The following is a 23721-nucleotide window of genomic DNA, read 5'->3' on the forward strand; positions in this document are numbered from 1 at the left end:
GGACGCTCCCCGTCCGGCACCCGCCGAACACCCCACACGGCACCCGCCGCCCTCCCCTCAGCGGCTGCCCGCGCACTGGTCGTCGGGCAGCCCGGTCGACTCCGTCGGCGCGCCCGCCTGCCGTACGACGCGCGGCAGGTCCGGGGCCGTACGCCCCGCCCGCAGCCGGCGCCGGGCACGGGCCGCCAGCCGGTTCGACGCGTGGCGGGCCCACAGCCCCCACATCGCCCGGCCCGGCGCCCGGTCGTCCCGCGCCCACCAGGCGAGTTCCCGGCCGCCGCCCGGCGCGCGCCGCAGCGCCGCCAGGGGCGCGTAGTTCTCCACCACGAAGGTCCGCCCGGGCCGCGCCGCCCCCTCCGGCAGCGGGCGCCGCGTCAGGTCGAGGTGCAGGGCGCGTACGACATCGAGCCCGGCCGTGTCGGTGAACAGCCGGAACTGCGCGCCGGGGCGCGGGTTGAAGTCCAGCAGGTGACAGCGGCCCGTCGTCGCGCAGCGGCGGAAGTCGAGGTCGAGGACGCCCCGGTAGCCCAGCGCGCCCGTGATCCGCTCGGCGAGCGCCCGCACCTGGGGGTCCGGCGTCCAGCGGCCGACCGCCGTCAGACCCGCGCCGCGCGGCCAGGCGCACAGCTTCACGCCCGTACCGCCCGCGCGGACGGTACCGCCCCGGTCGACGTACCCGTGGAAGAACCGGTCGAGGTCGGGGCCCGGCGGCAGGAACTCCTGGAGGAGCAGCCGACTGCCGGCCTCCTCGGCGCGCAGATACAGCTCGCGCGCCTCCCGCGCCGAGCGCACCACCGCCGTGCTGCGCAGCCCACCGCCCGCGGGGAGCAGCCAGGGCCTGCTCCACTTCGCCACCACCGGCAGCCCCAGCCGCCAGGCGGCGCGGGACGCCTCGTCGGCGCTGTCCGGGACCGCCGTCCTCGGGTGCGGCACGCCCGCGGTGGCACAGACCGCCGCGAGTTCCGCCTTGTCCGCGACCCGTTCCGGCAGCGTGTCCGGCTGCTCGGGCAGCAGGAACGCCGGCGCCAGCAGCGCGCGCGTGCGGCTCACCGCGACGGCGCCCGCGTCGTCCAGCGGGATCAGCACGGCGGGCCGCCCGAGCCGGGCGGCCACCCGGCGCAGCACGGCGGCGACCTCGGCGGGCGAGGCGCCCGGTTCCGGCGGGGTGTGCAGCTCGGTCACGAAGCGGGAGGCGCGCACCGGGCTCCCCGTGGAGTCGGCGACCACGTGCACGTCGATGCCCGCCCTGCCGAGCGAGCGCACGGCGCCCAGGGTGCCGTGATGAAAGGGATTCCGGTCGATCCGCAGCAGAACGGCGGGGACGCGGGTGTCGAACAGCGACACGGACTCATTTCCTTCTGTCGTCACCGGTGCGGGCGAGCGAGACACTCGAAAGCCGTATCGGCGGTGGCGTGATGACCATTCATATGACTCAGTGTCAGTAAGGAGTTTCCGAACGAGGAGCGGGGATGGGCATGACCCCACGCAAGCGAAGGGCCCGGGCCCGGCGGTCGGCGTTCGTCGCGGCCACGGCCGCCGCCGCGGCCGTCCTGGCGTCCGGCCCCGCCGTGGGGGCGGGGCGGGACGACGCCGGGCCGCCCGCCGGGGCACAGACGCCCGCCTTCGGCGCCTACCTCGAGTACGACGAGCGCGGCGTCGCCCGGATCGACGAACTCAGCCGCTGGCTGAACGGCGCCGACCTGCGCGTCGGCCACACCTACCTGCCGGGCGACCGCTGGCACAACATCGAGGGCGCGCCGAACTTCCTCCAGGCCTGGGCCGACTGGCGCAACGCGCGGCAGGACCGCATGTTCGTCCTCAACGTGCCCATGCTGGAGCGCAACGAGGCGCGCGTCTCCGACCACGAGGTGCGCCGGCTGCTGCGGCAGGGCGCGGCCGGTCGGTTCGACCACCACTTCCGGGCGCTGGCCGAGCGGCTGGTCGCGCTGAGGGTGCCGGACACGATCGTCGTGCTCGGCTGGGAGATGAACGGCACCACGTACACCCACCGCTGCGGCCCGGACCCGGAGGCCTGGAAGGCGTACTGGCGGCGGATCGTCACCACCATGCGCGCGGTGCCCGGCCAGGAGTTCCGGTTCGACTTCACCCCCAACCGGGGCCGGGACGCGATCGCCTGGACGCAGTGCTACCCCGGCGACGACACCGTCGACATCATCGGCATGGACGCGTACGACCAGCCGCGCGGGATGCCGTTCGACGAGCAGGTGCGGGAGCCGTACGGGCTCCAGGAGCACGTGGAGTTCGCCAAGGCGCACGGAAAGCCGATCTCCTACCCGGAGTGGGGGCTGTTCCGCAACGGCGACAACGCCGAGTACATGCGGCGCATGCTCGCCTGGATGGACGAGCACAAGCCGCTCTACAACACGCTCACGGACTACTGCCCGCACGGCGTGTGGAGCTGCGCCGCCAACCCCAGGTCCGCCGAGGTCTACCGGTCCGTGCTGTCCGGCCGCACCAGTGGCCCCGCCGAGCCGCCCACGGACCCGGCCGCGCCGACCGACCCGACCGCGCCCACGGTCCCGCAGCCGACCGTGCCCGGCACCCGGCCGCCGGAGGACTGCTCGCCGCTGGACCTCGGCGAGTGGGTCGAGTACTGGCTCGGCGGGAAGCTGTGCCTGCGCCTCGACTGGTGGTCGCGCACCCGCTAGGGGGTGTCCGCCCAGGTGCCCCGCCCGGCGGCGGGCGCGCTCAGCTCCCGCCGTCACCGCGGCGCTCCCGGTAGCGGCGCAGCAGGTCCTTGCCCCGGCGCCGCGCGGCGACGTCGCACAGCACCGCCGACATCAGCGGCGCGGTGCGGCGCCGGGCCAGCAGGAGCCGCTGGTTGACGACCGGTTCCGGACGCCAGTGGTGCTTGTACGGCTCGTTGCCGCGCAGCAGGCTCAGCGTGTCGTACGTGCCGTCCTTGGTGTGCGTCGTGCACGCGTCGAGCAGCATCACCGCCACGTCCGCCCTGCGCTCCCGCAGCCTCGGATGGGCGCCGTACAGGTAGCCGCCCGCCAGCCGCGGCGACAGCAGCGTCACATCGACGGCCACCACGTCGCCGTCCATGCGGAACTCGGTGACCACCGCGTCCCCGGACCGCGCCATCGCCCCCACCGCCCGCACCAGATGCGCGCGGAACCGGCCGCGCAGGTGCTCGGACGTCACGTTCCGGCCCTGCCACTGCAGCCGGTGCAGCTCCAGCAGCCGTTCCAGCGCCGCGTCCACCTCGTCCGGGCTGACGACGTGCCGGTGCACGCCGAGCGCGTCCAGCTTGCGCAGCTTGGCCCGCACCCGCTGCTGCGCCTTCGCCGACGGCAGCCGCGCGACCAGGTCCCCCATCGGCACCGCCGGCAGCTCCAGGCACAGCGAGTCGGTCACCCGGTGGCACGGCCCGCGCCAGTGCTCGTAGACCCGCTCGGCGGCGCCGCCCGGGCGGACCTCGCGCAGGTCGATCAGCGCGGTGCGGGCCGCGGCGGACAGGGCGTCGGTCAGCGCGGCGACCGCCGCCCCGCCGCGCTCCTCGGCCACGAGGACGTCGCCGTAGTCCGAGATCGCCCCGCCGAGCGGCACCAGCGCCGGGACCGGCCGGCGCACCCGCATCAGCGGCGCCGCGGCCACGAGTTCGCCGCCCGGGCCGCCGTCGCGCACCAGCAGCACCCGCAGCCGGCCGGGCGTGCCGTACGACAGCCACCACGAGTGGAGCCAGGCGTGGCTCTGGAACGGGGTGGCGGACGGGCAGCGCCGGTACAGCCGCGCCCAGTCGTCGGCGAGCGCGGCGAAGTCGGCCTCCTCGGTGACCAGTCGCGTCGCGTACGTCACAGCTGCCCGTGCACGTCGGCCGCGGTCGCCGGGCCCGGCACCGGGGCGGGGCGCCCCGCGTCGGCCGCCGCACCCCGGGGCCTGGCCAGCAGCGCGAGGCCGCCGAGCAGCCCGCCCGCGCTCGCCCCCACCAGGCCCGTCACCCCGGCGGACGCCGAGGACGGCTCGGCGGGTTTCGTGGCGCGCGCGAACTGCTGGAGTTCGACGCCGGTGTCGCTGTCGGCGTCGGCGGCGTGCCGGGTCAGGGAGCGGGAGACGGCGTTGGCCATGTCGGCCGCGAGGTCGGGGCGCGAGGACGTGGCCGTGACGGCGACCATCGGCGCGTCCGGCGAGGTGGCCGTGCGCACGCTGTCCTGGAGGGTGCTCACCGGCACGCCCGCCCACACCTGGGCGTCGCCGAGGACGGCGAGCTGGGTGGCGACCCGGCCGTAGGCCTGCGCGAAGCCGAGGGCCGTGGGCGGGTCGGACTTCTCGGTGGGCACGGCGACGACGTAGGCGGTGGCCGTGTAGGTGGGCGGGTTCACCAGGCCGTACCCGCCGCCGAGGACGCCGCCGGCGAGGACGCCGGCCGCGACGAGGGACCAGGGCGGCAGCGCGCGCACGCGGGCCAGGACGTTCGCCGGGCGGCGGTGGTGTGCGGTGTTGTCGGTCATGAGGTGCTGGCTTCCTGGAGGGTCGGGGACGAGGAGGGGGAGAGGGCCGTCGCGTACACGTCCATGAGCCGGTCGGCGCTGCGCGTGATGCAGTAGTGGCGCGCGGCCTCCGGCACGTCGCGCGGGCGCGGGCCCTGCCGCCGTACGTCCGTCAGGGCGCGGGCGAAGGCGTCGGGGCCGCCGGTGACGCGGCGGGCGGCGGGCGCCGTGTGCGGGGGCAGGTCCTCGATCGCCGGGCAGGACGCGTACAGGACGGGCAGGCCGGACGCGAGCGCCTCGACAACCGCGAGACCGAAGGCCTCCTCCGGGGACGGCGAGACCAGGACGTCCATCGCGGCGGTGAGCGCGGGCAGGGCGGGCCCCGGGGACCCGTCGGGCAGGCCGGGGCGTTCACCGGCGAGCAGCACCCGGTCGGCGACGCCGGCCTCGTGGGCGGCGCGGCGCAGCACGTTCTCCTCGGGGCCGCCGCCCACCAGCAGCAGCCAGCAGTCACGGGGGAGCCGGGCGAGCGCGCGCACGGCGGTGTCGAAGCGTTTGCCCGCGGTGAGCCGGCCGATGCCGCCGACGACGTACGCGTCCTCGGGCAGGCCCAGGCGGCGGCGGGTGCGGCGGCGCACGGCCGGGTCGAAGCGGAAGCGGTCCACGTCGATGCCGTTGGGGACGACCGCGATGCGCGGCGCGGGCACGCCCCAGCGGGTGAGGCGGGCGGCGACCGTGGGGGAGACGGCGACCGTGGTGCGGCCCAGGCGTTCCCCCGCGAGATAGAGGGCGCGCACGCCCGTGGACAGCGGGCGGCCCTCCATCTGGGAGTCGCCCAGGGAGTGTTCGGTGGCGACGACCGCGCGGACGCCCGCGAGCCGGGCGGCGATCCTGCCGTACAGACAGGCCCGGTAGAGGTGGGTGTGCACCAGGTCGTAGCGGCCGGAGCGGATCACCCGGACCAGCCGGGGCAGCGCGGCCAGGTCCCGGTTGCCGGCCATGCCGAGGTTCATGACCCGCACGCCGTCGGCGACCAGACCGGTGGCGACCGCGCCCGGGTTGGTGAGCGTGACGACGTCGCACTCGACGGGCAGGTGCCGCAGCAGCAGGCGCAGTTGCTGCTCGGCGCCGCCGACGCCGAGACCGGTGATGACGTGCAGCGCCCTCACCGGGGTGCCTCCGCGCGCAGGTCCTCGACCGGCCGGCGGCGCAGCCGGTGCAGCCGGTGCTTGAGGAACAGGCGCACGGCGGTGTCGTTCTGCCCGACGTGCACGCGAGGCAGCGCGAACCGCCCGTTCAGCGCGCCCGGGTCGATCGCGCACGCGTACGCGTACCCGGAGTCCCGCACGGCGTCGGCGGCGCGCCGGTCGACGCTGCCGTACGGGTAGCAGAACCCGGCGACCGGGGCTCCGGTCAACTCCGCGAGCAGTGCGCGGCTTTCGGCGACCTCGGCGCGCAGCACCTCGTCGTCGGCGCGCGTGAGGTCGACGTGGGTCAGGCCGTGCGAGCCGATCTCGACGCCCTCGGCCGCCGCGCGCCGGATGCCGTCCGCCGTGAGCAGCGGCCTGCGCGGGCCCAGCGGGTCCCAGGCGTTGACGCCGCCGAGCCGGCCCGGCAGCACGAACAGGGTGGCGCCGCAGCCCCGCCGGCGCAGCACGGGCAGCGCGTGGTCGAGGAAGTCGGCGTACCCGTCGTCGAAGGTGAGCCCGACCAGGCCGTCGCCCTCCCCCCGGGCGTGCGCGGCGAGCAGCTCGGCCATGGACACGCCCCGCAGCCCCCACCGCCCCAGTCGGGCCAGCTGTTCGTCCAGCCGCTCGGGCGTGACGGTGATCCGGTACGGGTCGTCGGAGCAGTCGCCCACGGAGTGGTACATCGCCACCCACGGGACCGGGGCCGGACGGGCGCGCCCGGGGCGGACGGATTCAACGGAAGCGGCCATGTGCGAGCCTTCGGGTCACGGAGGGGACGGAACGGAGGACCTGGACGCCGAGGACCCGGCCGGCCAGGACGAAGACGACGGCGACGGTCAGCCCCCCGGCGGCGAGGCCGGCCAGTGGTGCGGTGACGTGCCGTGCGGCGAACGCGCCGGCGAGGGTCGCGGCCACCGCGGCGAGCAGCGCCCTGCCAAGACCGGCCAGCACCCGGCGGGTGTGCACGGGGACGCTGCGCGGGCCCATGCCGTGCAGCAGGAGGGCGGCGGTGACGGTGATGCCGGCGGCGTTGGCGGCGGCGATCCCGGTGACGCCCCAGGGGCCGACCGCCCAGGTGCCCGCGCCGGCGGTCACCACGATGCCGACGGCCATCGCGCCGAGCGGGTACCAGCTGGGGCGGTTCGCCGAGAAGTAGGAGCGGACCAGCGCCCCGACCAGGGTCTGCGCGAGCAGCCCGAGCGCGTACACCCGCATCACGCCGGCCGTCGCAGCCGTGTCGCGGGCGGTGAACGCGCCGCGCTGGAAGAGGAGTTCGATGATCTGCGGGGCGCAGGAGACGACCGTGGCCGCGCCGAGCAGCACCACGCACGCGGCCAGCGCCACGTCCCGCTCCACGCGGGTGCGGGCCCGCTCGGTGTCGCCCTCGGCCACGGCCCGCGCGACCAGCGGGAAGGTGACCGTGCACAGCATCAGCGACAGGGTCATCGGGATCTGGGCGACCTTCTGCGCGTAGTTCAGGTGCGAGATGGCGCCGGCCGGGAGGGAGGAGGCGAGGAACCGTTCGACGAGGACCTGCGACTGCCGGCACAGCGCGAACAGCAGCACGGCGGCGACGAGCGCGAGCCCCATCGGCGGCCCGCTCGCCCCACCGGTCACCTCCGGCGGAGCGGCCCGCCGACGCAACTGCCTCCACAGCACGGGCAGTTGCACGAGAACCATCAGGCAGCCGCCCGCCGCGACCCCGGCCGCCGCCGCCCGCACCCCCCAACGGCCGCCGAGGGCGATCATGGTGGCGATGATGCCGGTGTTGTACGCGATGTAGATCGCTGCGGGCGCCAGGAACCGGCGGTGCGCCCGCAGCGCGGCGCTGCAGTACCCGGCGAGTCCGAAGCTCACCACGCAGGTCGCGGTCAGGCGGGTGCAGTCGACGGCGAGACGCGGGTCGGGCAGACCGGGCGCGAGGGCGGCGACGAGCTGCGGCGCGGTGACGACGACCAGCGCGGCGACGGCGGCGAACGCCGGCGCCAGCCGGGGCAGCGTGGCGGCGACCAGGGCGCGCACCGGGTCGCCCGGACCGCCCCGTGCGCGGCGGGCCAGGGCCAGGCTGAACACCGGGATCAGCGCGAAGGCCAGCCCGTCCTCGATCAGCAGCGTGGCCGCGAACTCCGGCACGGTCCACGCCACGAGGAACGCGTCCGTCGCGCTGCCCGCCCCGAACAGCCGCGCCAGCGCCTGGTCCCGCGCCAGCCCCAGCACGGCCCCGCCCACCGACAGCACGGCGGTGAGCAGGGTGGCCCGGGCGAGGAACCGGCCGGTGACGGGGGCGAGCCCGTCACCGGCGGGACGCTCGGCGGGCCGGGTGTCCGCACCGGCGCCCGCGTCCGCGCGGGTGTCGCGTGGCGTGGCGGCGTCCGACCGCGCCCCCGTCATCGCGCGCTCGCCTCCTCCGCCGTGCCCCGGGCCTCCGCCGCGCCCGTCTCCTCGCGGCCCGGGGCCGCGCCGGCGTCGCCGTCGGACAGCGCCCAGCGGGCCGACAGGCCGAGGCACACCGCCGTGAGCACGGTCGAGGGGCCGCCGATGTCGGCGTACACGAAGTCGGTCAGCAGCCAGACGAGCAGACCGCAGGCGACCAGCCCGCAGTCCAGGGCCCGCCCGGAGCGCCGCGCCCCCGGCAGCCGGCGCAGCGCGCACACCAGCAGCGTCACCCAGCCGCCCGCCAGCGCGAGCAGACCCAGCAGGCCCTGCTCGGCCAGCACCAGCAGATACATGTTGTGCGGCGACAGCAGCGGCTGCTTGCGGAACGCGGCCCCCGCGCCCTGCGTGTCACTGCCCGACGACAGCGCCAGCGAGGCGTGCGCGTCCCGGTACTCGGGGAAACCCTTCAGGCCCACGCCGGTCAGCGGCTGCTCGCGCCACATCCCGACGGCCGCCGCCCACATCGTGTACCGGTCGGTGACCGACTGGTCGGGCGCGGCGGTGACCTGCGTGATGCTGCTGATCCGCTCCTGGAGCATCGCCGTGCCGACGCCGAACCCGCCGACCAGCACGACGCCCGCCGCGACCACGGCCGCGCCCACCTTCAGCGCCCGCCGCAGCCCGGCGAGCAGCAGCTGCACCGCGCACGTCAGCGCCGTGGCGATCCACGCCCCGCGGCTGAAGGACACCGCGAGCGGCACCAGCAGCAGCAGCGCGCACCCGGCGGCCAGCGCCCGGTGGCGCCCGGAGTCCCGGCCCAGCGCGAGACCCACCGCGCACACCAGCCCCAGCGACACGACGGTCGCCATCCCCATCACGTCCTGCGCGCCGAACGTGCCGACGGCCCGGACCTGCTCGCCCTGGTAGGAGGCGCCGGTCCCGGTGACGTACTGGTGCACGCCGACCGCCCCCTGCCACATCGCCAGCGCCACGAACGCCCAGGCCAGCAGCCGGAAGTCGCGCCGGCCGCGGACCAGCAGCAGCACCGCCGCCGGGACCAGCACGAAGACCTGGACGTAGCGGCCGAGCCCCGTGAGTCCGTCCCCGAGGGACACCGCCCCCAGCGCCGCCGGCGCGATCCCCGCCACCGGCAGGCCGAACAGCACCGCCGCCGTACGCGGCAGGGGGCGCCGCCGCTCGCGTACGACCCGGACCGCGCAGTACAGCACCACCAGCGCGGAGGCCGCGTCGGCCGGACCCGCGCCGCCCTCGCCGCCCGCGCCGAGCGGCAGGGCGAGCAGCGCGACGACCGCCACCACCGGCAGGACCGGCGGCAGGGACGCGACGCGGGGCGGTGCGGGACGCATCCGGTCAGCTCCCCGTGGGCCGCAGCAGCGCGGCGGCGGTGCGCAGCAGGATGCAGACGTCCTGCCACAGCGACCAGTTGTCGATGTAGGCGTTGTCGAACCGGGCCCGGTCCTCGATGGAGGTGTCGCCGCGCAGCCCGTTGACCTGGGCGAGACCGGTGATGCCGGCCCGCATGCGGTGCCGGGCGGCGTAACCGGGGTAGGTCTGGCTGAACTTCGCGACGAAGTACGGCCGTTCGGGGCGCGGCCCGACCAGGCTCATGTCGCCCCGGAAGACGTTCCACAGCTGGAGCAGCTCGTCCAGCGAGGTGCGGCGCAGGAAACGGCAGAACCACGGCATCCGGCGCTCGTCGGCCACGCTCCACCGGGTCGCCGACTCGTGCTCGTCCGCCGGGCGGTGGGTGCGGAACTTCAGCAGCGTGAACGGCCTGCCGTCCTTGCCGATGCGCTCCTGCCGGAACACCACCCCGGGCCCGTCCGCCAGCCGCAGCGCCACCGCGCACACCAGCAGCACCGGACTGACGACGACCAGCAGCACCCCCGACACCACCACGTCCAGCAGCCGCTTGCCGGGACCCCCGTCCCGCCCGCCGCCCATGTCCAGGCGCCGGCAGGAGAACCCGGCGATCCGGTCCCGGCTCTCGTACGACGGCGAGTCCGCGTCGACCTCCCACACGGCGCAGCCCGACTCGGCGAGCGCCCGCAGCAGCGGCCCCTGCTGGGCGCGCACCGCCGGGTGCACGGTGAGCACCTCGCGCACCCCGTTCTGGATGACCGCCCGCTCGACCTCCTCGCCGGTGGTCAGCACCGGCAACCCCTCGACGCCGTCGGGGTGTTCGGCGACGACGCCGACCGGCCGCACACCGCACCCCGGGTGGCGCAGCACGGCGGCGGCCACGCGCTGCGCGGTCGCGGCCGGTCCGACGACGAGAGCGGCGCGCGGCCGGCGCAGCAGGGCCGCGCGCCGCCGCCAGTGGACGACGCCGCGGCCCGCGCAGCCCGCCGCCGCGTGCACGGCGAAGCCGGGCAGCAGGGTGTCGGCGGACAGCGCGAGATGCGGCGCGTACGCCGCGACGGCGGTCGCCAGGCCCAGCCAGGCCACGGCGATCCGGCCGCACACGGCGGGCAGTTCGTCCAGGACGCCCGCCGTCCGGCGCGTGACGTGCGGGCGCAGCAACAGCGACGCCGCCACCAGCGACGCGACGAGCAGCGGACGCCGCTGGGCGCCCGTCAACGCCAGGGCGCCCAGCAGCGCGGCGGCGCAGTCGGCGGCGAGTAACGGAAACGGCGACGGGGTGCGCGCCGACGGCCGGGCGGCCGGGAACCGGAAGCCGGCGTCGCCGCGCGGCGGCAGGACGGTGAGGGGCGAGAATCCGAGGTCCCGTGGCTGCCCGGCGGGGGTGGGGACGGTGCTTTCCGCGGTCACGAGTGGATGGACTCCCTGTACTCGGAGGGCGCGAGGCGCTCTGCGGGCCGGTCCTGCGCGGTGGGCCCGCCGGCGAGGAGGTCGCGGTAGACGCCCGCGACGGCCGCGGCGGTGAGCCGCACGTCGTGCGTGGACAGGACGTGCGCGCGCCCCTGGCGGGCCAGGGACGCGCGCAGCGGCGGGTCGAGCAGCAGCCCGGTGACGGTCCGGGCCAGCGCCGCGGGGTCCTCCGGCGGCACCAGGCAGGACGCCGCGAGCGCGCCCGGCAGGCTCTCCCGGGCGCCGTCCACGTCCGTCACCACCACGGGCCGTTCACAGGCCATCGCCTCCAGCGGGGCCAGCGCCATGCCCTCCCAGCGGGACGGCAGGACGACCAGATCGGCGGCCCGGTACCAGGGGGCGGCGGTCCCGACCGCGCCGGCGAACAGCACGGACGCGGGCGCCCGCGCCGCCAGCCGGTCCCGGTCGGGCCCGTCACCGACCAGCACCAGCCGCGCCCCGGGCACCCGCCGCGCGACCGTGGGCCAGGCCCGCAGCAGGACGTCCTGGCCCTTCTGCCGGCACAGCCGCCCCACGCACACCACGAGCGGCGCCCGCGGGTCGAGCCCCGCGACCAGCGGCAGCCGGCCCCGCGCCGACCACGCGGGCTCCGGGCGGAAACCCTCGGGGTCGATGCCGTTCGGGACGACGGTCCACCGGCCCCGGATCCCGGCGCGCACCCCGCGCAGGCGCTCGGCCTCGCTCACGCACACCACCCGTCCGGCCCAGCGCGCGCCCCACCGCTCCCAGCCGAGCGCGAGCGCGGCGGTGACACCGCCGACCGCCTCGAACGACCAGGCGTGCGGCTGGAACACCGTCGGGATCCGTCCCCGTACCGCGAGCCGCCCGGCCAGTCCGGCCTTCGCGCTGTGCGCGTGCAGCACGTCGGGCCCTACGTCCTCGACGAGCCGGGCCAGTCGCCGCACCTCCCCGGCGAGCGCCGGTCCCGGCGACCGCGTCGCCTCCCACCGGTGCACGTCCGCGCCCAGCGCCCCGAGCCCGGCGGCGAGCGGCCCGTCCGGGCAGGCCACGGCGACGCGCAGCCCGGCGGCGAGCTGAGCGCGCGTCAGGTCCGTCACGACGCGGGCGACTCCGCCGTCCACGGGCTGGGTGAGGTGCAGGATCCGTGGCGGGGGCTGGGGCGGTGACAGGTGCATGCGCGGCTTCCTCGCTCACGGGTGGCGCTCGGGAGGTGGACCTGGGCGGGGGCAGGGGGCCGTCATCGAGGGCGTGCCAGGGGCGCGTGCCGTACGGGGTGTCAGGTGATCGGCAACACTAGTCGCCAAGCGGACTAATTCGGTGATAGCGCCCAAGTGTGTCGGAATGGTGAAGGAGGGCGTTCTCGCGGGATCACCCGCTTGGCGGCACAACCTGAGCGGGCGTCACGCGTTGACACAGCGCCGGGCATCCGCCCGGATGTTTGTGTCAACCCCAAGGAGCACCTCTCCATGTCGCGTATCGCGAAGGGCCTGGTCCTGACCTCCGTCGCCGCCGCCGCGGTTGCGGGCACCTCCGGCATCGCCGCCGCGGACAGCGGCGCCCAGGCCGTTGCCGCCCACTCCCCGGGCGTTCTGTCGGGCAACGTCATCCAGGTGCCGATCCACGTCCCGGTCAACGTCTGCGGCAACACCATCAACGTCATCGGCCTGCTGAACCCGGCGTTCGGCAACACCTGCGTCAACGACTGACGTCCGCGCGCAGTCCTGTCACCGGCCACCCTCCCGTGGTTCCCCCGCGGGAGGGCGGCCGGTTTCCTCTGCCCCGAATGGGGGTCGGGGGCGCCGACACGGCCGACGGAACTTGACGCGCCCCCTCACCTGCCCCGACGCGGAGATGGCGGACAGCGGTCACTCACTCGGGGTGTCCGTACGGTTGCAGAGCGCGGTGGCCGCTTCCACGGTGGGCTCAAGATCCGACGCTCATCGAAAGGAACCCCCATGCGTCTGCCCGCACGGCGACTCGCGACCACCACGCTCAGCGCCTTCCTCCTGCTCGGTGTCACCGGGCCCGCCGCCGTGGCGGCCGGCAGCGACGCGCCCCGGGAGCACACCGCCGCGGTCGCCCAGGCACCCGTCGCCGACGCCAAGGCACTCCTCGCCCAGACCAAGAGCCTCGGCGACCTCAGCGACGCGCTGAAGCCCGCCACCGAACTGCTGAACGCCGTCCTGAAGGCGGACAACGGCCGGCTCGCGCCCGAGGAGGCGGCCAAGCACGCCGCCGCCGTCAAGGAGGCCATCGCCAAGGCCGGCGCCGTCCCGGCCACGACCCTGCCGGCGCCCGCGTCCGCGAAGTCGGCGCCCGCCCCCGACCTGAGGGCCGACTCGCTGGCCGCGCTCCAGAAGTCCGTGGACGCCCTGCTCAAGGCCGCCACCGCCGGTGACGCCGAACAGGTCCAGCCCGCCGCCACCGACGTGGTGACCGGCCTCGTCAACCTCGTCGCCGCGACGCTGCTCGGCGGCGGGCTGCCCGCCCCGGACCTCGCGGGCCTGCCGGCCCTGCCGAGCCTGCCGGCCGCGCAGCAGCCCACGTCCCAGCTGCCGACGTCCCAACTCCCCACGTCCGAGCTGCCGACGTCCCAGCTGCCGACGTCCGAGCTGCCCACGCAGAACCTGCCGACGCAGAACCTGCCCACCGGCAGCAACCTGCCGACCGGGGACCTGCCCGCCTCCTGACGCCGGGCGCCGTCCGAGTCCTCCGCCTGCCGCTGCGCCGGTCGCCCCGACCGGCGCAGCGGCATTTGTATGCCCGCAGAAACCTCCGCACGCCGGAGTTTCCGCACCGGACGGGAATCGTTGAGCACGGCGTCAGAAGCTCTTCCGGAATCCCTCCGGATCTCCTCTGGTGACCCGGATCCCCTTGGGTGGGGCCGAGTCGCCGCAGAAAGGACCCCGATGAAGTCCCTGAAGGCTGCCGCTGTCGCCGCCGGTTCCCTGGTCCTCGCCGGTGCCGCCGCGCCCGCGTTCGCCGCCGACGCGTCCGGCCTCACGCCCACCAGCCTCAACGGCGGCGTGAACACGCTGACCGCCCAGCTCCCCGGCGCCGTGGACCAGCTGGCCGCCCAGGGGCCCGGCGACCTGATGCCGCTGCAGAGCCAGTCCCGCGCCCTCGACACCGAGAACAAGGACTCCGTGCTCAACACCGTCAAGGGCGCCACCGAGACGCTGAACTCGACCGGCGGACTCCTCGGCGGACTCCCGCTCCAGGGCTGACCGCGTCGCGTCGCCGCCGGTGGCCCTGTTCGAGGACTGTCCCTCGTTCGTGTGGACGGAACGAGGGCCTTCCCCCGGGCGGGTGATAACGCGCCCGGGTGTGTTCAGGTACGCCGATAAGGTCGCGCGGTGACCTCAACTACTGGCGCCACGCGTCCTTTTCGGCCCGCCGACCTGGGCACGCTCGTCGTGATGGCCTGGAGCGGCGAGGCTCCCGGCGGCGACATGCCCTACCTCCTCGCCTACTCCCTCGGGGACGCCCCGGCCGGCCCCGGGGCCGCGTCCGCCGCGCTGCGGAACATGCTGGAGAGCAACGGCCTGCCCGTCGGCGGCGACCTCGTCGACGGCAACGGCCGGCCGAGCCTCCCCGTCAGCATGCTCATCCAGTCCGGCCAGGCCGTCGTCAGCATGCCGGGCTTCAACGCCCAGTGCACCCCGCCGCCGGAGTGGCTCGCGGCGGTCGCGGCCCGTGGCTACGCCTACTTCGTGTTCACCACGCGTCCCTGGCCCGAGGCCCTGCCCGGCAGGCCGCTCGCCCCCGAGGCGCTGGCCGCGTTCGCCGGCGCCGACGAGACCCTGAACGCCGCGGCGCACATCGTCCTGCCCGCCCGCAGCCTGCGCGGCTGATGGCCGGCTCCACGGCGCAGCACGCACGCCGGGAGCGCCACGCCGCCGGCGCCGGACGCGGACTCGCCCTGCTGCTGGTGGTCACCGGGGCGGCGGGGCTGCTGGCCTCCTGGGTCATCACCCTCGACAAGTTCAAACTGCTCGAGGACCCGAACTTCACGCCGGGCTGCAGCCTGAACCCGGTGGTGTCCTGCGGCAGCGTCATGGAGAGCGACCAGGCCGCCGCCTTCGGCTTCCCCAACCCGATGCTGGGCCTGGTCGCCTACGGCATCGTGATCTGCGTCGGCGTGAGCCTGCTGGCCGGTGCCCGGTTCCCCGGCTGGTACTGGCTGACGTTCGCCGCCGGATGCCTCTTCGGCGTCGGCTTCGTGTCCTGGCTGCAGTTCGAGTCGCTGTACCGCATCAACGCCCTGTGCCTGTGGTGCTGTCTGGCGTGGGTCGCGACCATCCTCATGTTCTGGTACGTCACGTCCTTCGGCGTCCTGCACGGCTTCCTGCCCGCGCCGCGCTGGCTGGCCGCGTTCTTCGGCGAGTTCACCTGGCTGCCGCCCGTCCTGCACCTCGGAATCGTCGGGATGCTGATCCTGACCCGCTGGTGGGACTTCTGGACGAGCTGACGGTACGTCCGTCGTACTACTGGCGCGCACGGGGGAATCTTGCGCTGCTGCCCGGCCCCGGATCGTTACGCGGTACGGACGCCCCGCCCCGACTGTTGAAAGGGACCGTGCCTGAGATGAAGTCGACCACCCGAGGAACCCTTGCCGCCGTCATCGCCGGCGTCGCGGCCGCGGTCGGTGCCGCCTCGCCCCCGGCGGCGGCCGCCGACACGGTGCCCGTGCCCCTGCCGCTGGAGGGCGTCGAGAACTCCCTCAACGTGGACCTGCCCAGGATCGGCGCCGAGGTGCCGCTCCCGGCGCCGGGCACGCCCGACGGGCCGCGCTACGTCGAGGGGCGTCTGCTGCCCGACCGCGCCGTGCCGCAGTTGCCGGTCAGCAGCCCGCTGCCCGGCCTGAGCGTGCACGCCCCGCTGCCGCGGCTCCTCGGCGACGGCTTCGACCACGTCGGCGTCGACGTGCCCGCCTCCGACCTGCGCACCCTGTCGCCCGGCCTGTCCGTGGACGCCCCGCTCACCGCGCCCGACCCCGACAACTTCGGCCTGCCCGGCACCAAGCTGCCCGAGGCGGGCGTGCTGACCCCCGTCGTCCAGACGGTGCCGGGCGCCAACCTGGGCGTGGGCCCCGGCGGCCGCTGACCGCCGCCGCGCGCGGGTTGCGTGCCGGGCACGAACGGGTCGCGCGTCGGCGCCGTATCGGTCGCGCAAGGGCTGCGTATGTGCCACGCGTCGGGCACGCATCGGCCGCGTGCCGTCCCCGTACCGGCCCGCGTACGGGAGGGCTGCGGCCGCGGGCCCGGCCGCGCATGGCCCGTGTGCCCGGCCGGTCCCTCGGCCGTCCGGGGCACGTCCCTCACCGCTTCGGCCCCGCCCCGGTGACCGCGCGGCCCGCGTCGCGGTTACCGCAGGCGACACCCGAACCGGACGAGGAGCACACCATGGTCGTCAGCGGCGGCGGAGCGGCAGAACGCGCGGAGCACGGACCGGGGGACCCCGGCAGACCGGAGCCGGTGCCCGGGCGCAGGCCCCACGGAGGCGGCACCCGCCGCGGTGTGGTGCGCGGGCTGCTCGCCTCGGCCGGAGCCGTGGCGCTCACCCCGGTCGTCGCCGCCTCCCGCCCGCCCCGCGAGACCACGTCGGCACAGGCCCACGGCGACCCTCGGGACACGGCGTTCGACGAGACGTACCGCGGGCGCCGCATCCGCGGCATCCGCACCTCGGCGGGCCGGGCCGTCGGCGCCGGTGAATGGCACGTCACCGTCGACGGCCGGCCGCTGCACCTGATGCGCCGCGCCGACGGCACCTGGCTGACCATGGTCGACCACTACCGCTCGTACCCGACCCCGCTGGAGGCGGCCCGCGCGGCCGTCGACGAGATGGGGCCGGGCCGGAGGCTGCGGGACACGGGGCGCGGCCCCGGGCACGAGGGGGGACACCATGGCGTACATCCGTAAGGACGTCAGCACGCTCACCCGCACCGAGCGGCGGCGGTTCGTGAAGGCGCTGCTGGAGATCAAACGGCGCGGCGAGTACGACGAGTTCGTGCGCACGCACATCGAGTACTACACCTCCGACGGCGAGGACGGCCTGCGCACCGCCCACATGGCGCCGTCCTTCCTGCCCTGGCACCGCCAGTTCCTGCTGGAGCTGGAGCGCGCCCTGCGCCGGGTGGACCCGTCGGTGACCGTGCCGTACTGGGACTGGACGAAGGACCGCAGGGCGACCTCGGTGCCCTGGACCGACGACCTCCTCGGCGGCACCGGACGGCGCTCCGACCGCCGGGTCACGACCGGGCCGTTCGCGTACGGCGAGGGCAACTGGACGCTTCGGGAGAACGTGACCGACGAGGAGTTCCTCACCCGCGACCTCGGCCGACCGCGCGACCCGATCGAGCTGCCCACCCGTAGCGACCTGGAGTGGGCGCTGGACGACCCGGTCTACGACTCCTCGCCCTGGAACTCCACGTCCCGCAAGGGCTTCCGCAACAAACTGGAGGGCTGGGGCGCCGGCCGGGGCAGCACCTCCTGGCGCAACCACAACCGCGTGCACCGCTGGGTCGGCGGCGCCATGGTCGGCGGCGCGTCCGTCAACGACCCGGTGTTCTGGATGGTGCACGCCTTCATCGACCTGCAGTGGACGCGGTGGCAGCGCCGGCACGGCGGCGCCCGCTACCTGCCGGCCCGTCAGCCCGCCCTGGGCGACCTGCAGCGCGGCCGGGTCGTCGCGCGGCACGAGAGGCTGCCGCCGTGGGACGTGACACCGGACCGGCTGGAGGACGTGAGCCGGATCTACCGGTACGCCTGAGCCGCCGCCGCCGCCGCCGCCGTCGCCGGGCGGTGCGGGACGGGCGGTCTGGCCCGCGCGGGACATGGGAGAGCCCCGGTGCTCGTCGCCGAGCTGCCGGGGCTCTCTCCGCGTGGTGCGTGCGGTTCTCTCCGCGTGCGTGACCGCGGTCGGGCGGTCAGCCGCCGTAGCCGCCGCCGTTGTGGTGGTCGCCGCCGTTGTTGACGCACGTGTTGCCGAACGCCGGGTTCAGCAGGGCGATCACGTTGACGGTGTTCCCGCACAGGTTCACCGGGATGTGGACCGGGACCTGCACGACGTTGCCGGAGGCCACGCCGGGGGAGTGGACGGCCTTGCCCTGGGCGCCCGCGTCCGCCATGGCCAGACCGGCGCCGCTGATCACCACGGCGCCCGTGCCGAGGGCGACTCCAGCAGCCTTCGCGATGCGAGACATCACGTTCTCCTTTGACTCGGTGAGCGCGACAGCAGGACGCGCCGCCGCACTTCCCGTTCAACGCGGCACACGCGGACCGGTCACGGCATTCCGGCACGCATCACCCTTTTTGAACACGAACGCCGCACCGGAGCCGATCGCGGAGCGACCCTACGACGTCAACGGCAGCACCCGGCGCGGCGGGACGCCCGCTGCGGGAGGCGGCACGGAGGGAGGCGGCACGGCGGCCGGGACGCGCTCCAGGACACCGCCCGCGAACACGTCGTACAGCGGCAGGGACTCCAGGTGGACGTAGCCGATGTGGCAGTCGCAGACGGCCAGCGGGCAGGGGCGCGGGCGCAGGGCACGCCGGTAGGAGCCGTCGTACAGGTTGCCCAGCTCCGCGCGGACGAAGTGACAGCGGCGCACCGTGCCCTCGCCGTCCACCGAGATCACGGACTCCCCCGTCCGGCAGGGCAGGCCGGCGCTGCGATGCGGGTGGCGGCTGTACGGGAACAGCGGGTCGAGCGCGGTCCAGTCGTCGGCCTCGGCGTCCGTGTACGTGTGCCCCTCGGCGGCGTTGACCCAGAGGTACACGCCGGAGGGGAGATCGGCGCGCAGCCGCCGCGCCTGCTCCAGGTGCTCGGGCAGACCGACCACGCCGACGCTGTGGCGCACGCCCCGGGCCGCCAGGTCGTGGCACTTGGCGAGGAAACGGTCGTACGGCGTCTGGCCCGGGTGGAAGGTGCACCACAGGGCGAGGGTGTCCGGGTCGGCGTCCGCCGTCCAGTCCGTGCGGCAGCTGAGGTTGGTCTGGATGGCGACCCGGCGGACGTGCGGCAGCCGGCTCAGCTCCGTGAGCGTGCGCCGGTACCAGGAGCGGACCAGGCCCTCGCCCCACGGCGTGAACAGCAGGGAGAGCCGGTCCTCGCGCTGCCCGGCGGCCCAGTCGGCGAACCGCTCCAGGGCCGCGCGGTCGGCGGCCAGTTGGGCGCGGCTGTCGCGGCGCTTGGCGAAGGGGCAGTACGGGCAGTCGTAGTCGCACGACGCCAGCGGGCCCCGGTACAGGATCGTCAGGTCCATGGCGGGCTCGGGCTCCGTCACTTCGGCTCGTACGCGGCCATGTGCTCGCGCACCGCCTCGGAGAACAGCTCGGGGCCCAGCGCGTCCGAGTGCGCGAGGCCCTCGGGGGAGAGCCGCAGCAGCTCCGGACCGGCGGAGTCGTCCAGCCAGCCCCGCGCGCGGAACCGGGCCAGCTCGGCGGCGAAGTCGTCGCCGGGCGCCGTGCCGAACCGGGACCGGTAGTCCGCGACGGGCATCCCCTCGGCCTGGAGCAGCGACTGGAGGAGATGGCGGCGCCGGGACTCGTCGCCGTCCATCCGCCGGCCGAAGTCGGCGTGTCCGAACTCCTCGGTGGAGCGGGCGGTGTAGTCGTCGATGATCCCGCGTATCCGGTGCATGTCCACGGCGTAGTCGAACGAGTAGTGCAGCTCGGACGTGTACGAGCGGGCGCCGCAGCCCAGTCCGACCATGCCGTCGGTCTGGCAGGCGTAGTCCTCGCCGCGGGTCGCGGGGGCGTCCGCGCGGCGGAACATGCGCATCGACACCTGCTCGTAGCCGTGCGCGAGGAGGTGGTCGCGGCCGTGCCGGTACAGCCGCAGCCGCTGCGCGTCCCACTCGGCGTCGCCGGACGCCGGGCCGCCCCGGTGCCGGTCGAGACCGGTGAGCGGGCGCACGTACAGCGGGTACAGGTACAGCTCCTCCGGCTGCCAGGCGAGCGCCGCGTCGAGCGACTGGCGCCAGGTCGCCTCGGTCTGTCCGTCGATGCCGTAGATCAGGTCGATGTTCAGGACCGGGATGCCGGCGTCGCGGACCCGGGCGAGGGCCGCCTCGACGTCCGCGCGGCGCTGCGGCCGCACGGCCTTGCGCGCCTCGGCGTCGAGGAAGCTCTGCACGCCCAGGCTCAGCCGTGTGGCGCCGCGCGCCGCCAGCACGGCCAGCCGGTCGGCGGTCGCCGTGGCGGGCGAGGCCTCCACGGACAGCGGGACGGCGGCCAGGTCCGCGCCGAGGCCGTGCTCGGCGATGTCGCACAGCCGCTCCAGCTCGGCCGCCTCCAGGAACGTCGGAGTGCCGCCGCCGAAGGCCGCGTTCGCGAACCGCGCGCCCTCGCCGAGCGCCTCGCGCGCCGCAGCCGCCTGCCGTTCCAGCGCGTCCAGGTAGGCGGTCGTCAGGCCGTCCGGCGCGCCGATCCGCGTGAAGAGGTTGCAGAAGCCGCAGCGCACCTCGCAGAACGGGATGTGGAAGTACAGCGACAGGGCGTCCTTCGGCTCGCCGGCCCACAACGCGCGCAGCGACGCCTGTTCCCGGGGCAGCGGGCGGTAGGCCGTCTTGTGCGGGTACGCGTAGACGTAGTGCTGGTAGGGGCGGACGGGGGGCGGGGACGTCGAGGGCGTCGCTGCGGCCGGGGTGTTCGTCGTGCTGGTGGTCGTGCTCGTCACTGTGGTGCTCATCGGGCCTCGTCGAGGAAGAAGTGGGCGTAGGGAACCGTCCAGACGACGTCGTGGCCGATGCGGTGGCCGGTGTAGCCGTCCTCGCCGTAGGCGGTGCCGTGGTCGGAGCAGACGACGGCGAAGCACGGCCGGCGGCTCGCGGCGGCGGCGAACAGCCGCCCGATGTGCCGGTCCACGTACTCCAGTGCCGCGGCGTGGCTGGCCCGGGTGTCGCCCGCCTCGCGGGTGGCGCCGGGCAGATGGAACCAGTTGGGCTGGTGCAGGGCCGACACGTTCACGAAGAGGAACAGGCGCTGTTCCCCGGGGAGCCCGGCGACGACCTTCTCGGCGCACGCCACCTGCGCCTCGAACGACGTGGGCGACGGGACCCCGAACTCGGGCTCCCAGTGGCTCTCCTGGAACAGCCCGGGCAGCACCGAGCCCAGTGGGCCCCGCTTGTTGAAGAAGCCGACGCCGCCGACGCAGACGGTGCGGTAGCCGGCGGCGGCCAGGCCCGACACCAGATCGGGCGTGTCGTAGACGAAGGTGCCGTCCGCGGTGGTCTCGCTCCCCGCGAAACGCGCGGCGAACAGCCTCGGATGCGGGCCCGGTGCGGCCGGCGTCGGCAGGAAGCCCGCGAACATCGCCTGGTGGGAGGCGTAGGTGAAGCTGCCGGGCGCGTGCCGGCGCTCCCAGCTGCCCCCGGGCAGGTGCCGGGCCAGGTTCGGAATGCGGCCGGCCGCCGCCAACTCCTGCGCCACGTCGTAGCGGAGCGTGTCGAGCGTGACCATCAGCAGGTCGTGGCTGCCGACGACCTCGTTCATGTCAACCGGTGGCGTCATGGTGGTGCTCCTCGCGTCGTCCGCGCCGTGCGCGCCGTACGTCTGCCGCCTCGCCGGGCGGGCCGTACGTCCGCGGGCTGTACGTTCGCGTGCTGTACGTCTGCTCGTTGGGCGTCCGCTCGTCGGGCGTCCGGTCCTGTCGTACGGCGGCGACCTGCGCGGCGTACGTGTCGAGCCCTTCGGCGCCGCTGCCGGGCAGGCCGGTGAGGCGGGGCAGCAGGTCCCCGAAGGCGTTGACCTCGCCGACGGCGAAGCGGCGCCAGCCGGTGGCCGGGAGGACGTCCACGCCGACGCAGTCCGTGTCCGGGAAGCACGCGGCGGCCCGCTCCGCCGTTTCGAGCACGTCCGCGAAGCGGCCGCCCGCCGCCCGGATCGCGTCGCGGGCCGCGTCCAGGTCGCCGCGGACGCCGCCGAGGTGGAGGTTCGTCATGGGGTGCCGGCTGGTCCGTACGACGGCGTGCGTGGCGCGGCCGGCGATCACGACCACCCGGAGGTCGGCGGCCCGGCCGTCCTGCGCGGCCTTGGGCCACCAGCGCTCGACGTGGAGGCCGTCGGGCGCGAGGGCGTCGACGAGGGCGCCGACCGCGCGTTCCGACGTGTAGTGCCGCACCCGGAGGGAGTTGAACAGGCGGCCGTCGGGGGCGGTCTCCACGGAGGTCGTCGCCTTCACGCGGCCGGGGCCCGCCGTCGCGAGGGCCACGACGCCGGACGCGGACGAGCCGTGGGCCGGTTTCACGAACACCCGCGACATGCGGGCGTCCGCCATCAGGCGCCTGAGCTCCTCCCAGCCGCCCACGGGGCCCGTCAGAGCCGGGGGCACCGGGACGCCCGCGGCGGTGAGCCGGGCGTGGCAGCGCCGCTTGTCGAACATCACGGCGACGTCCTCCGGGCCGGTCGACGGCACCGCGCCCGCGTGCCGCGCCGCCTCCGTCACGTCCCGGACCGCCGCCGTGAACCGGCGGTACCAGAGCGCCGTGCCCTCGACCCGCGTGGGATCGTCGGTGTCCCGCAGCAGCCGGTCCACCTCGGCGTTCTCACCGGGGGAATCGATCCGCACCCGCTCGCCCTCGGCGAAGGCGTACCGCCCGCTCAGCACGTCCCGCCACGCGAGCACGCGCGGGGCGGGGTGGCCGGCCGCGCGGACGGCGTCGGCGAACATCGTCGTCCGGCGGTTCTCGGGGTTGCCGACGACGGCGAAGCGGGTGACCTTGTCGGGGCTCGGCGCGTGGGGCCCCGGCGCGTCGGGGTGCGGGGCGTCTGGGCGCGGGGCGACGAGGCGTGGGGTGTCGGGGTGCGGCGCGTCGGGGTGCGGGGCGACGAGGCGTGGGGTGTCGGGGTGCGGCGCGTCGGGGTGCGGGGCGACGAGGTCTGGCGCGCCGGGAGGGCGTCGCACGTCACTCCGAGACAGCGACATAGCGCCACTCCTCGTCCCGCCAGACGTGCGGCGTCTGCGCGTCCGACAGGTCCACGTCGGTCCCGGCGGACCCGAGCGCCGTCCGCACCCGCTCGGCGACGGCCTCGCTCAGGTAGTGGTGCCGCAGGTCCAGGCGCCGCAGGTGGGTCAAGGGCTGGCCGCCGAGCAGGGCTTCGGCGCCGGAGTCGGTGAGGATGCCCATGGACAGGCTCAGCGACGACAGCTGGGCGACGACCGGCGCCGAGGCGACCGCCGCCGCGATCTCGTCCTGCAACTCGCTGTTCTGCAGGCCGAGATGGCGCAGGGCGGGGAACCGGCCGCCGGCCAGCAGGGGCGCGAGGTCGGCGACGGTCGCGTCGCCGCCGTAGTGGGAGATTCCCAGCCACAGCTCCAGCCGCTCCAGAGCGGGCAGTTCGCACGCGGCGACCGCCCGCACCACCTGCCCGGGCAGGCCGCCGGACTCGAACCGCAGCACACGCAGCGCGTCGTGCCGTACCGGCCGCAGCGACAGGGGCTCCTCGCCCAGCCCCTGCGAGTCACCGCCGCGGACACCGAACTCCTCCAGCAGGGGGAAGGCCTCCAGGACGGGCGTGACATCGGTGAGCTGGAGCCAGGAGATCTCGCACTCCTCACCGATGACGTCGGCGAGGAACAGCGCGCGCAGCGCCGGGAAGCGCCCCGCGTCGGCCACGATCCGCTCCAGCACCGGGCGCAGCTCCGTGTACTCGTCCTCCCACCAGGGGCCGAGGACCAGCGCGCGTACCTCCTCGCTCGGCACCCGGTCGAGGAACTCCTGCCACAGGTCGGGGAAGGGCACCTCGCCGGCCTCGAAGCAGTCCAGCCGCCAGGCGACGCCGGCCGCGTCCGGGAGTTTCTCCGCCGCGCCGTCCCCGGGCGGCTCGGGCAGGGTGAAGACGGGCAGGCCGTGGAAGGACCCGAGGTGTTCGTTGACGGTCATG

General features: G+C 75.5%; 24 protein-coding genes. 9 read left to right on the forward strand and 15 right to left on the reverse strand.

Going from position 1 to position 23721, the window contains the following annotated elements; genetic code table 11:
- Positions 1 to 57 precede the first annotated feature (57 nt).
- Positions 58 to 1344, reverse strand: coding sequence for a carboxylate--amine ligase (locus ACZ7D7_RS06510; RefSeq protein ID WP_470822828.1), 1287 nt, complete (start codon positions 1342 to 1344; stop codon positions 58 to 60).
- A 131-nt stretch (positions 1345 to 1475) separates the two neighbouring features.
- On the opposite strand from ACZ7D7_RS06510, the gene ACZ7D7_RS06515 reads away from it, so the two are divergent.
- Positions 1476 to 2669: a glycoside hydrolase family 26 protein gene (locus tag ACZ7D7_RS06515; protein ID WP_470822829.1), complete on the forward strand. Its 1194-nt coding sequence runs from the start codon at positions 1476 to 1478 to the stop codon at positions 2667 to 2669.
- 40 nt (positions 2670 to 2709) lie between these two features.
- Here ACZ7D7_RS06515 and ACZ7D7_RS06520 read toward each other — a convergent pair whose 3' ends face one another.
- From ACZ7D7_RS06520 to ACZ7D7_RS06555, 8 genes are read right to left on the reverse strand one after another with little or no spacing between them, the layout of a single operon-like run.
- Positions 2710 to 3822, reverse strand: coding sequence for a GNAT family N-acetyltransferase (locus ACZ7D7_RS06520; RefSeq protein ID WP_470822830.1), 1113 nt, complete (start codon positions 3820 to 3822; stop codon positions 2710 to 2712).
- A complete protein-coding gene (locus tag ACZ7D7_RS06525; protein WP_470822831.1) occupies positions 3819 to 4475 on the reverse strand; it encodes a YveK family protein in 657 nt (218 codons plus the stop codon). Before ACZ7D7_RS06525 ends, ACZ7D7_RS06520 begins: the two co-directional genes overlap by 4 nt.
- A complete protein-coding gene (locus ACZ7D7_RS06530; protein WP_470822832.1) occupies positions 4472 to 5623 on the reverse strand; it encodes a glycosyltransferase in 1152 nt (383 codons plus the stop codon). The genes ACZ7D7_RS06525 and ACZ7D7_RS06530 overlap by 4 nt, the downstream gene beginning before the upstream one ends.
- Positions 5620 to 6393, reverse strand: a complete 774-nt coding sequence (locus ACZ7D7_RS06535) for a polysaccharide deacetylase family protein (RefSeq protein ID WP_470822833.1) — start codon at positions 6391 to 6393, stop codon at positions 5620 to 5622. Before ACZ7D7_RS06535 ends, ACZ7D7_RS06530 begins: the two co-directional genes overlap by 4 nt.
- Positions 6377 to 8035: a murein biosynthesis integral membrane protein MurJ gene (gene murJ / locus ACZ7D7_RS06540; protein WP_470822834.1), complete on the reverse strand. Its 1659-nt coding sequence runs from the start codon at positions 8033 to 8035 to the stop codon at positions 6377 to 6379. Before murJ ends, ACZ7D7_RS06535 begins: the two co-directional genes overlap by 17 nt.
- Positions 8032 to 9387 (reverse strand): O-antigen ligase family protein, encoded by a 1356-nt coding sequence (locus ACZ7D7_RS06545; RefSeq protein ID WP_470822835.1) that lies wholly within the window; start codon positions 9385 to 9387, stop codon positions 8032 to 8034. Before ACZ7D7_RS06545 ends, murJ begins: the two co-directional genes overlap by 4 nt.
- A 4-nt stretch (positions 9388 to 9391) precedes the next feature.
- A complete protein-coding gene (locus tag ACZ7D7_RS06550) occupies positions 9392 to 10813 on the reverse strand; it encodes an exopolysaccharide biosynthesis polyprenyl glycosylphosphotransferase (RefSeq protein ID WP_470822836.1) in 1422 nt (473 codons plus the stop codon).
- Positions 10810 to 12009 carry a glycosyltransferase family 4 protein gene (locus ACZ7D7_RS06555; RefSeq protein WP_470822837.1) on the reverse strand — a complete coding sequence of 400 codons (1200 nt, stop codon included), beginning with the start codon at positions 12007 to 12009 and terminating at the stop codon, positions 10810 to 10812. Before ACZ7D7_RS06555 ends, ACZ7D7_RS06550 begins: the two co-directional genes overlap by 4 nt.
- Before the next feature lie 291 nt (positions 12010 to 12300).
- Here ACZ7D7_RS06555 and chpG point away from each other — a divergent pair, with 291 nt between their 5' ends.
- From chpG to ACZ7D7_RS06595, 8 genes are all read left to right on the forward strand, one after another.
- Positions 12301 to 12540 carry a chaplin ChpG gene (gene chpG / locus ACZ7D7_RS06560; RefSeq protein WP_470822838.1) on the forward strand — a complete coding sequence of 80 codons (240 nt, stop codon included), beginning with the start codon at positions 12301 to 12303 and terminating at the stop codon, positions 12538 to 12540.
- A gap of 249 nt (positions 12541 to 12789) precedes the next feature.
- A complete protein-coding gene (locus ACZ7D7_RS06565; protein ID WP_470822839.1) occupies positions 12790 to 13524 on the forward strand; it encodes a hypothetical protein in 735 nt (244 codons plus the stop codon).
- 219 nt (positions 13525 to 13743) lie between these two features.
- Entirely contained in the window at positions 13744 to 14061 is a 318-nt protein-coding gene (locus ACZ7D7_RS06570; RefSeq protein WP_470822840.1) for a hypothetical protein, read from the forward strand.
- Between the two features lie 129 nt (positions 14062 to 14190).
- Entirely contained in the window at positions 14191 to 14688 is a 498-nt protein-coding gene (locus ACZ7D7_RS06575) for a DUF5949 family protein (RefSeq protein ID WP_470822841.1), read from the forward strand.
- The gene (locus ACZ7D7_RS06580) at positions 14688 to 15305 is read left to right on the forward strand and encodes a vitamin K epoxide reductase family protein (RefSeq protein ID WP_470822842.1); all 618 of its coding nucleotides are present in this window, start codon (positions 14688 to 14690) and stop codon (positions 15303 to 15305) included. Before ACZ7D7_RS06575 ends, ACZ7D7_RS06580 begins: the two co-directional genes overlap by 1 nt.
- Before the next feature lie 116 nt (positions 15306 to 15421).
- The gene (locus tag ACZ7D7_RS06585) at positions 15422 to 15940 is read left to right on the forward strand and encodes a hypothetical protein (protein WP_470822843.1); all 519 of its coding nucleotides are present in this window, start codon (positions 15422 to 15424) and stop codon (positions 15938 to 15940) included.
- A 299-nt stretch (positions 15941 to 16239) separates the two neighbouring features.
- Positions 16240 to 16755: a tyrosinase family oxidase copper chaperone gene (locus tag ACZ7D7_RS06590; RefSeq protein ID WP_470822844.1), complete on the forward strand. Its 516-nt coding sequence runs from the start codon at positions 16240 to 16242 to the stop codon at positions 16753 to 16755.
- The gene (locus ACZ7D7_RS06595) at positions 16739 to 17605 is read left to right on the forward strand and encodes a tyrosinase family protein (RefSeq protein ID WP_470822845.1); all 867 of its coding nucleotides are present in this window, start codon (positions 16739 to 16741) and stop codon (positions 17603 to 17605) included. The genes ACZ7D7_RS06590 and ACZ7D7_RS06595 overlap by 17 nt, the downstream gene beginning before the upstream one ends.
- A 157-nt stretch (positions 17606 to 17762) precedes the next feature.
- On the opposite strand, the gene ACZ7D7_RS06600 is transcribed toward ACZ7D7_RS06595, so the two are convergent.
- The 6 genes from ACZ7D7_RS06600 to ACZ7D7_RS06625 form a co-directional block, all read right to left on the reverse strand.
- A complete protein-coding gene (locus tag ACZ7D7_RS06600) occupies positions 17763 to 18038 on the reverse strand; it encodes a chaplin (RefSeq protein WP_470822846.1) in 276 nt (91 codons plus the stop codon).
- A 150-nt stretch (positions 18039 to 18188) separates the two neighbouring features.
- Positions 18189 to 19100, reverse strand: coding sequence for an STM4011 family radical SAM protein (locus ACZ7D7_RS06605; RefSeq protein WP_470823197.1), 912 nt, complete (start codon positions 19098 to 19100; stop codon positions 18189 to 18191).
- A 17-nt stretch (positions 19101 to 19117) separates the two neighbouring features.
- Complete coding sequence (locus ACZ7D7_RS06610) at positions 19118 to 20527, reverse strand: STM4012 family radical SAM protein (RefSeq protein WP_470822847.1); 1410 nt, start codon at positions 20525 to 20527, stop codon at positions 19118 to 19120.
- Positions 20524 to 21330 carry an STM4013/SEN3800 family hydrolase gene (locus tag ACZ7D7_RS06615; protein ID WP_470823198.1) on the reverse strand — a complete coding sequence of 269 codons (807 nt, stop codon included), beginning with the start codon at positions 21328 to 21330 and terminating at the stop codon, positions 20524 to 20526. Before ACZ7D7_RS06615 ends, ACZ7D7_RS06610 begins: the two co-directional genes overlap by 4 nt.
- Before the next feature lies 1 nt (position 21331).
- The gene (locus ACZ7D7_RS06620; protein WP_470823199.1) at positions 21332 to 22507 is read right to left on the reverse strand and encodes an STM4014 family protein; all 1176 of its coding nucleotides are present in this window, start codon (positions 22505 to 22507) and stop codon (positions 21332 to 21334) included.
- Positions 22508 to 22742: 235 nt separating this feature from the next.
- Complete coding sequence (locus ACZ7D7_RS06625) at positions 22743 to 23720, reverse strand: STM4015 family protein (RefSeq protein ID WP_470822848.1); 978 nt, start codon at positions 23718 to 23720, stop codon at positions 22743 to 22745.
- Position 23721 lies beyond the last annotated feature (1 nt).

This window comes from Streptomyces sp. NPDC037054 (assembly GCF_055606745.1).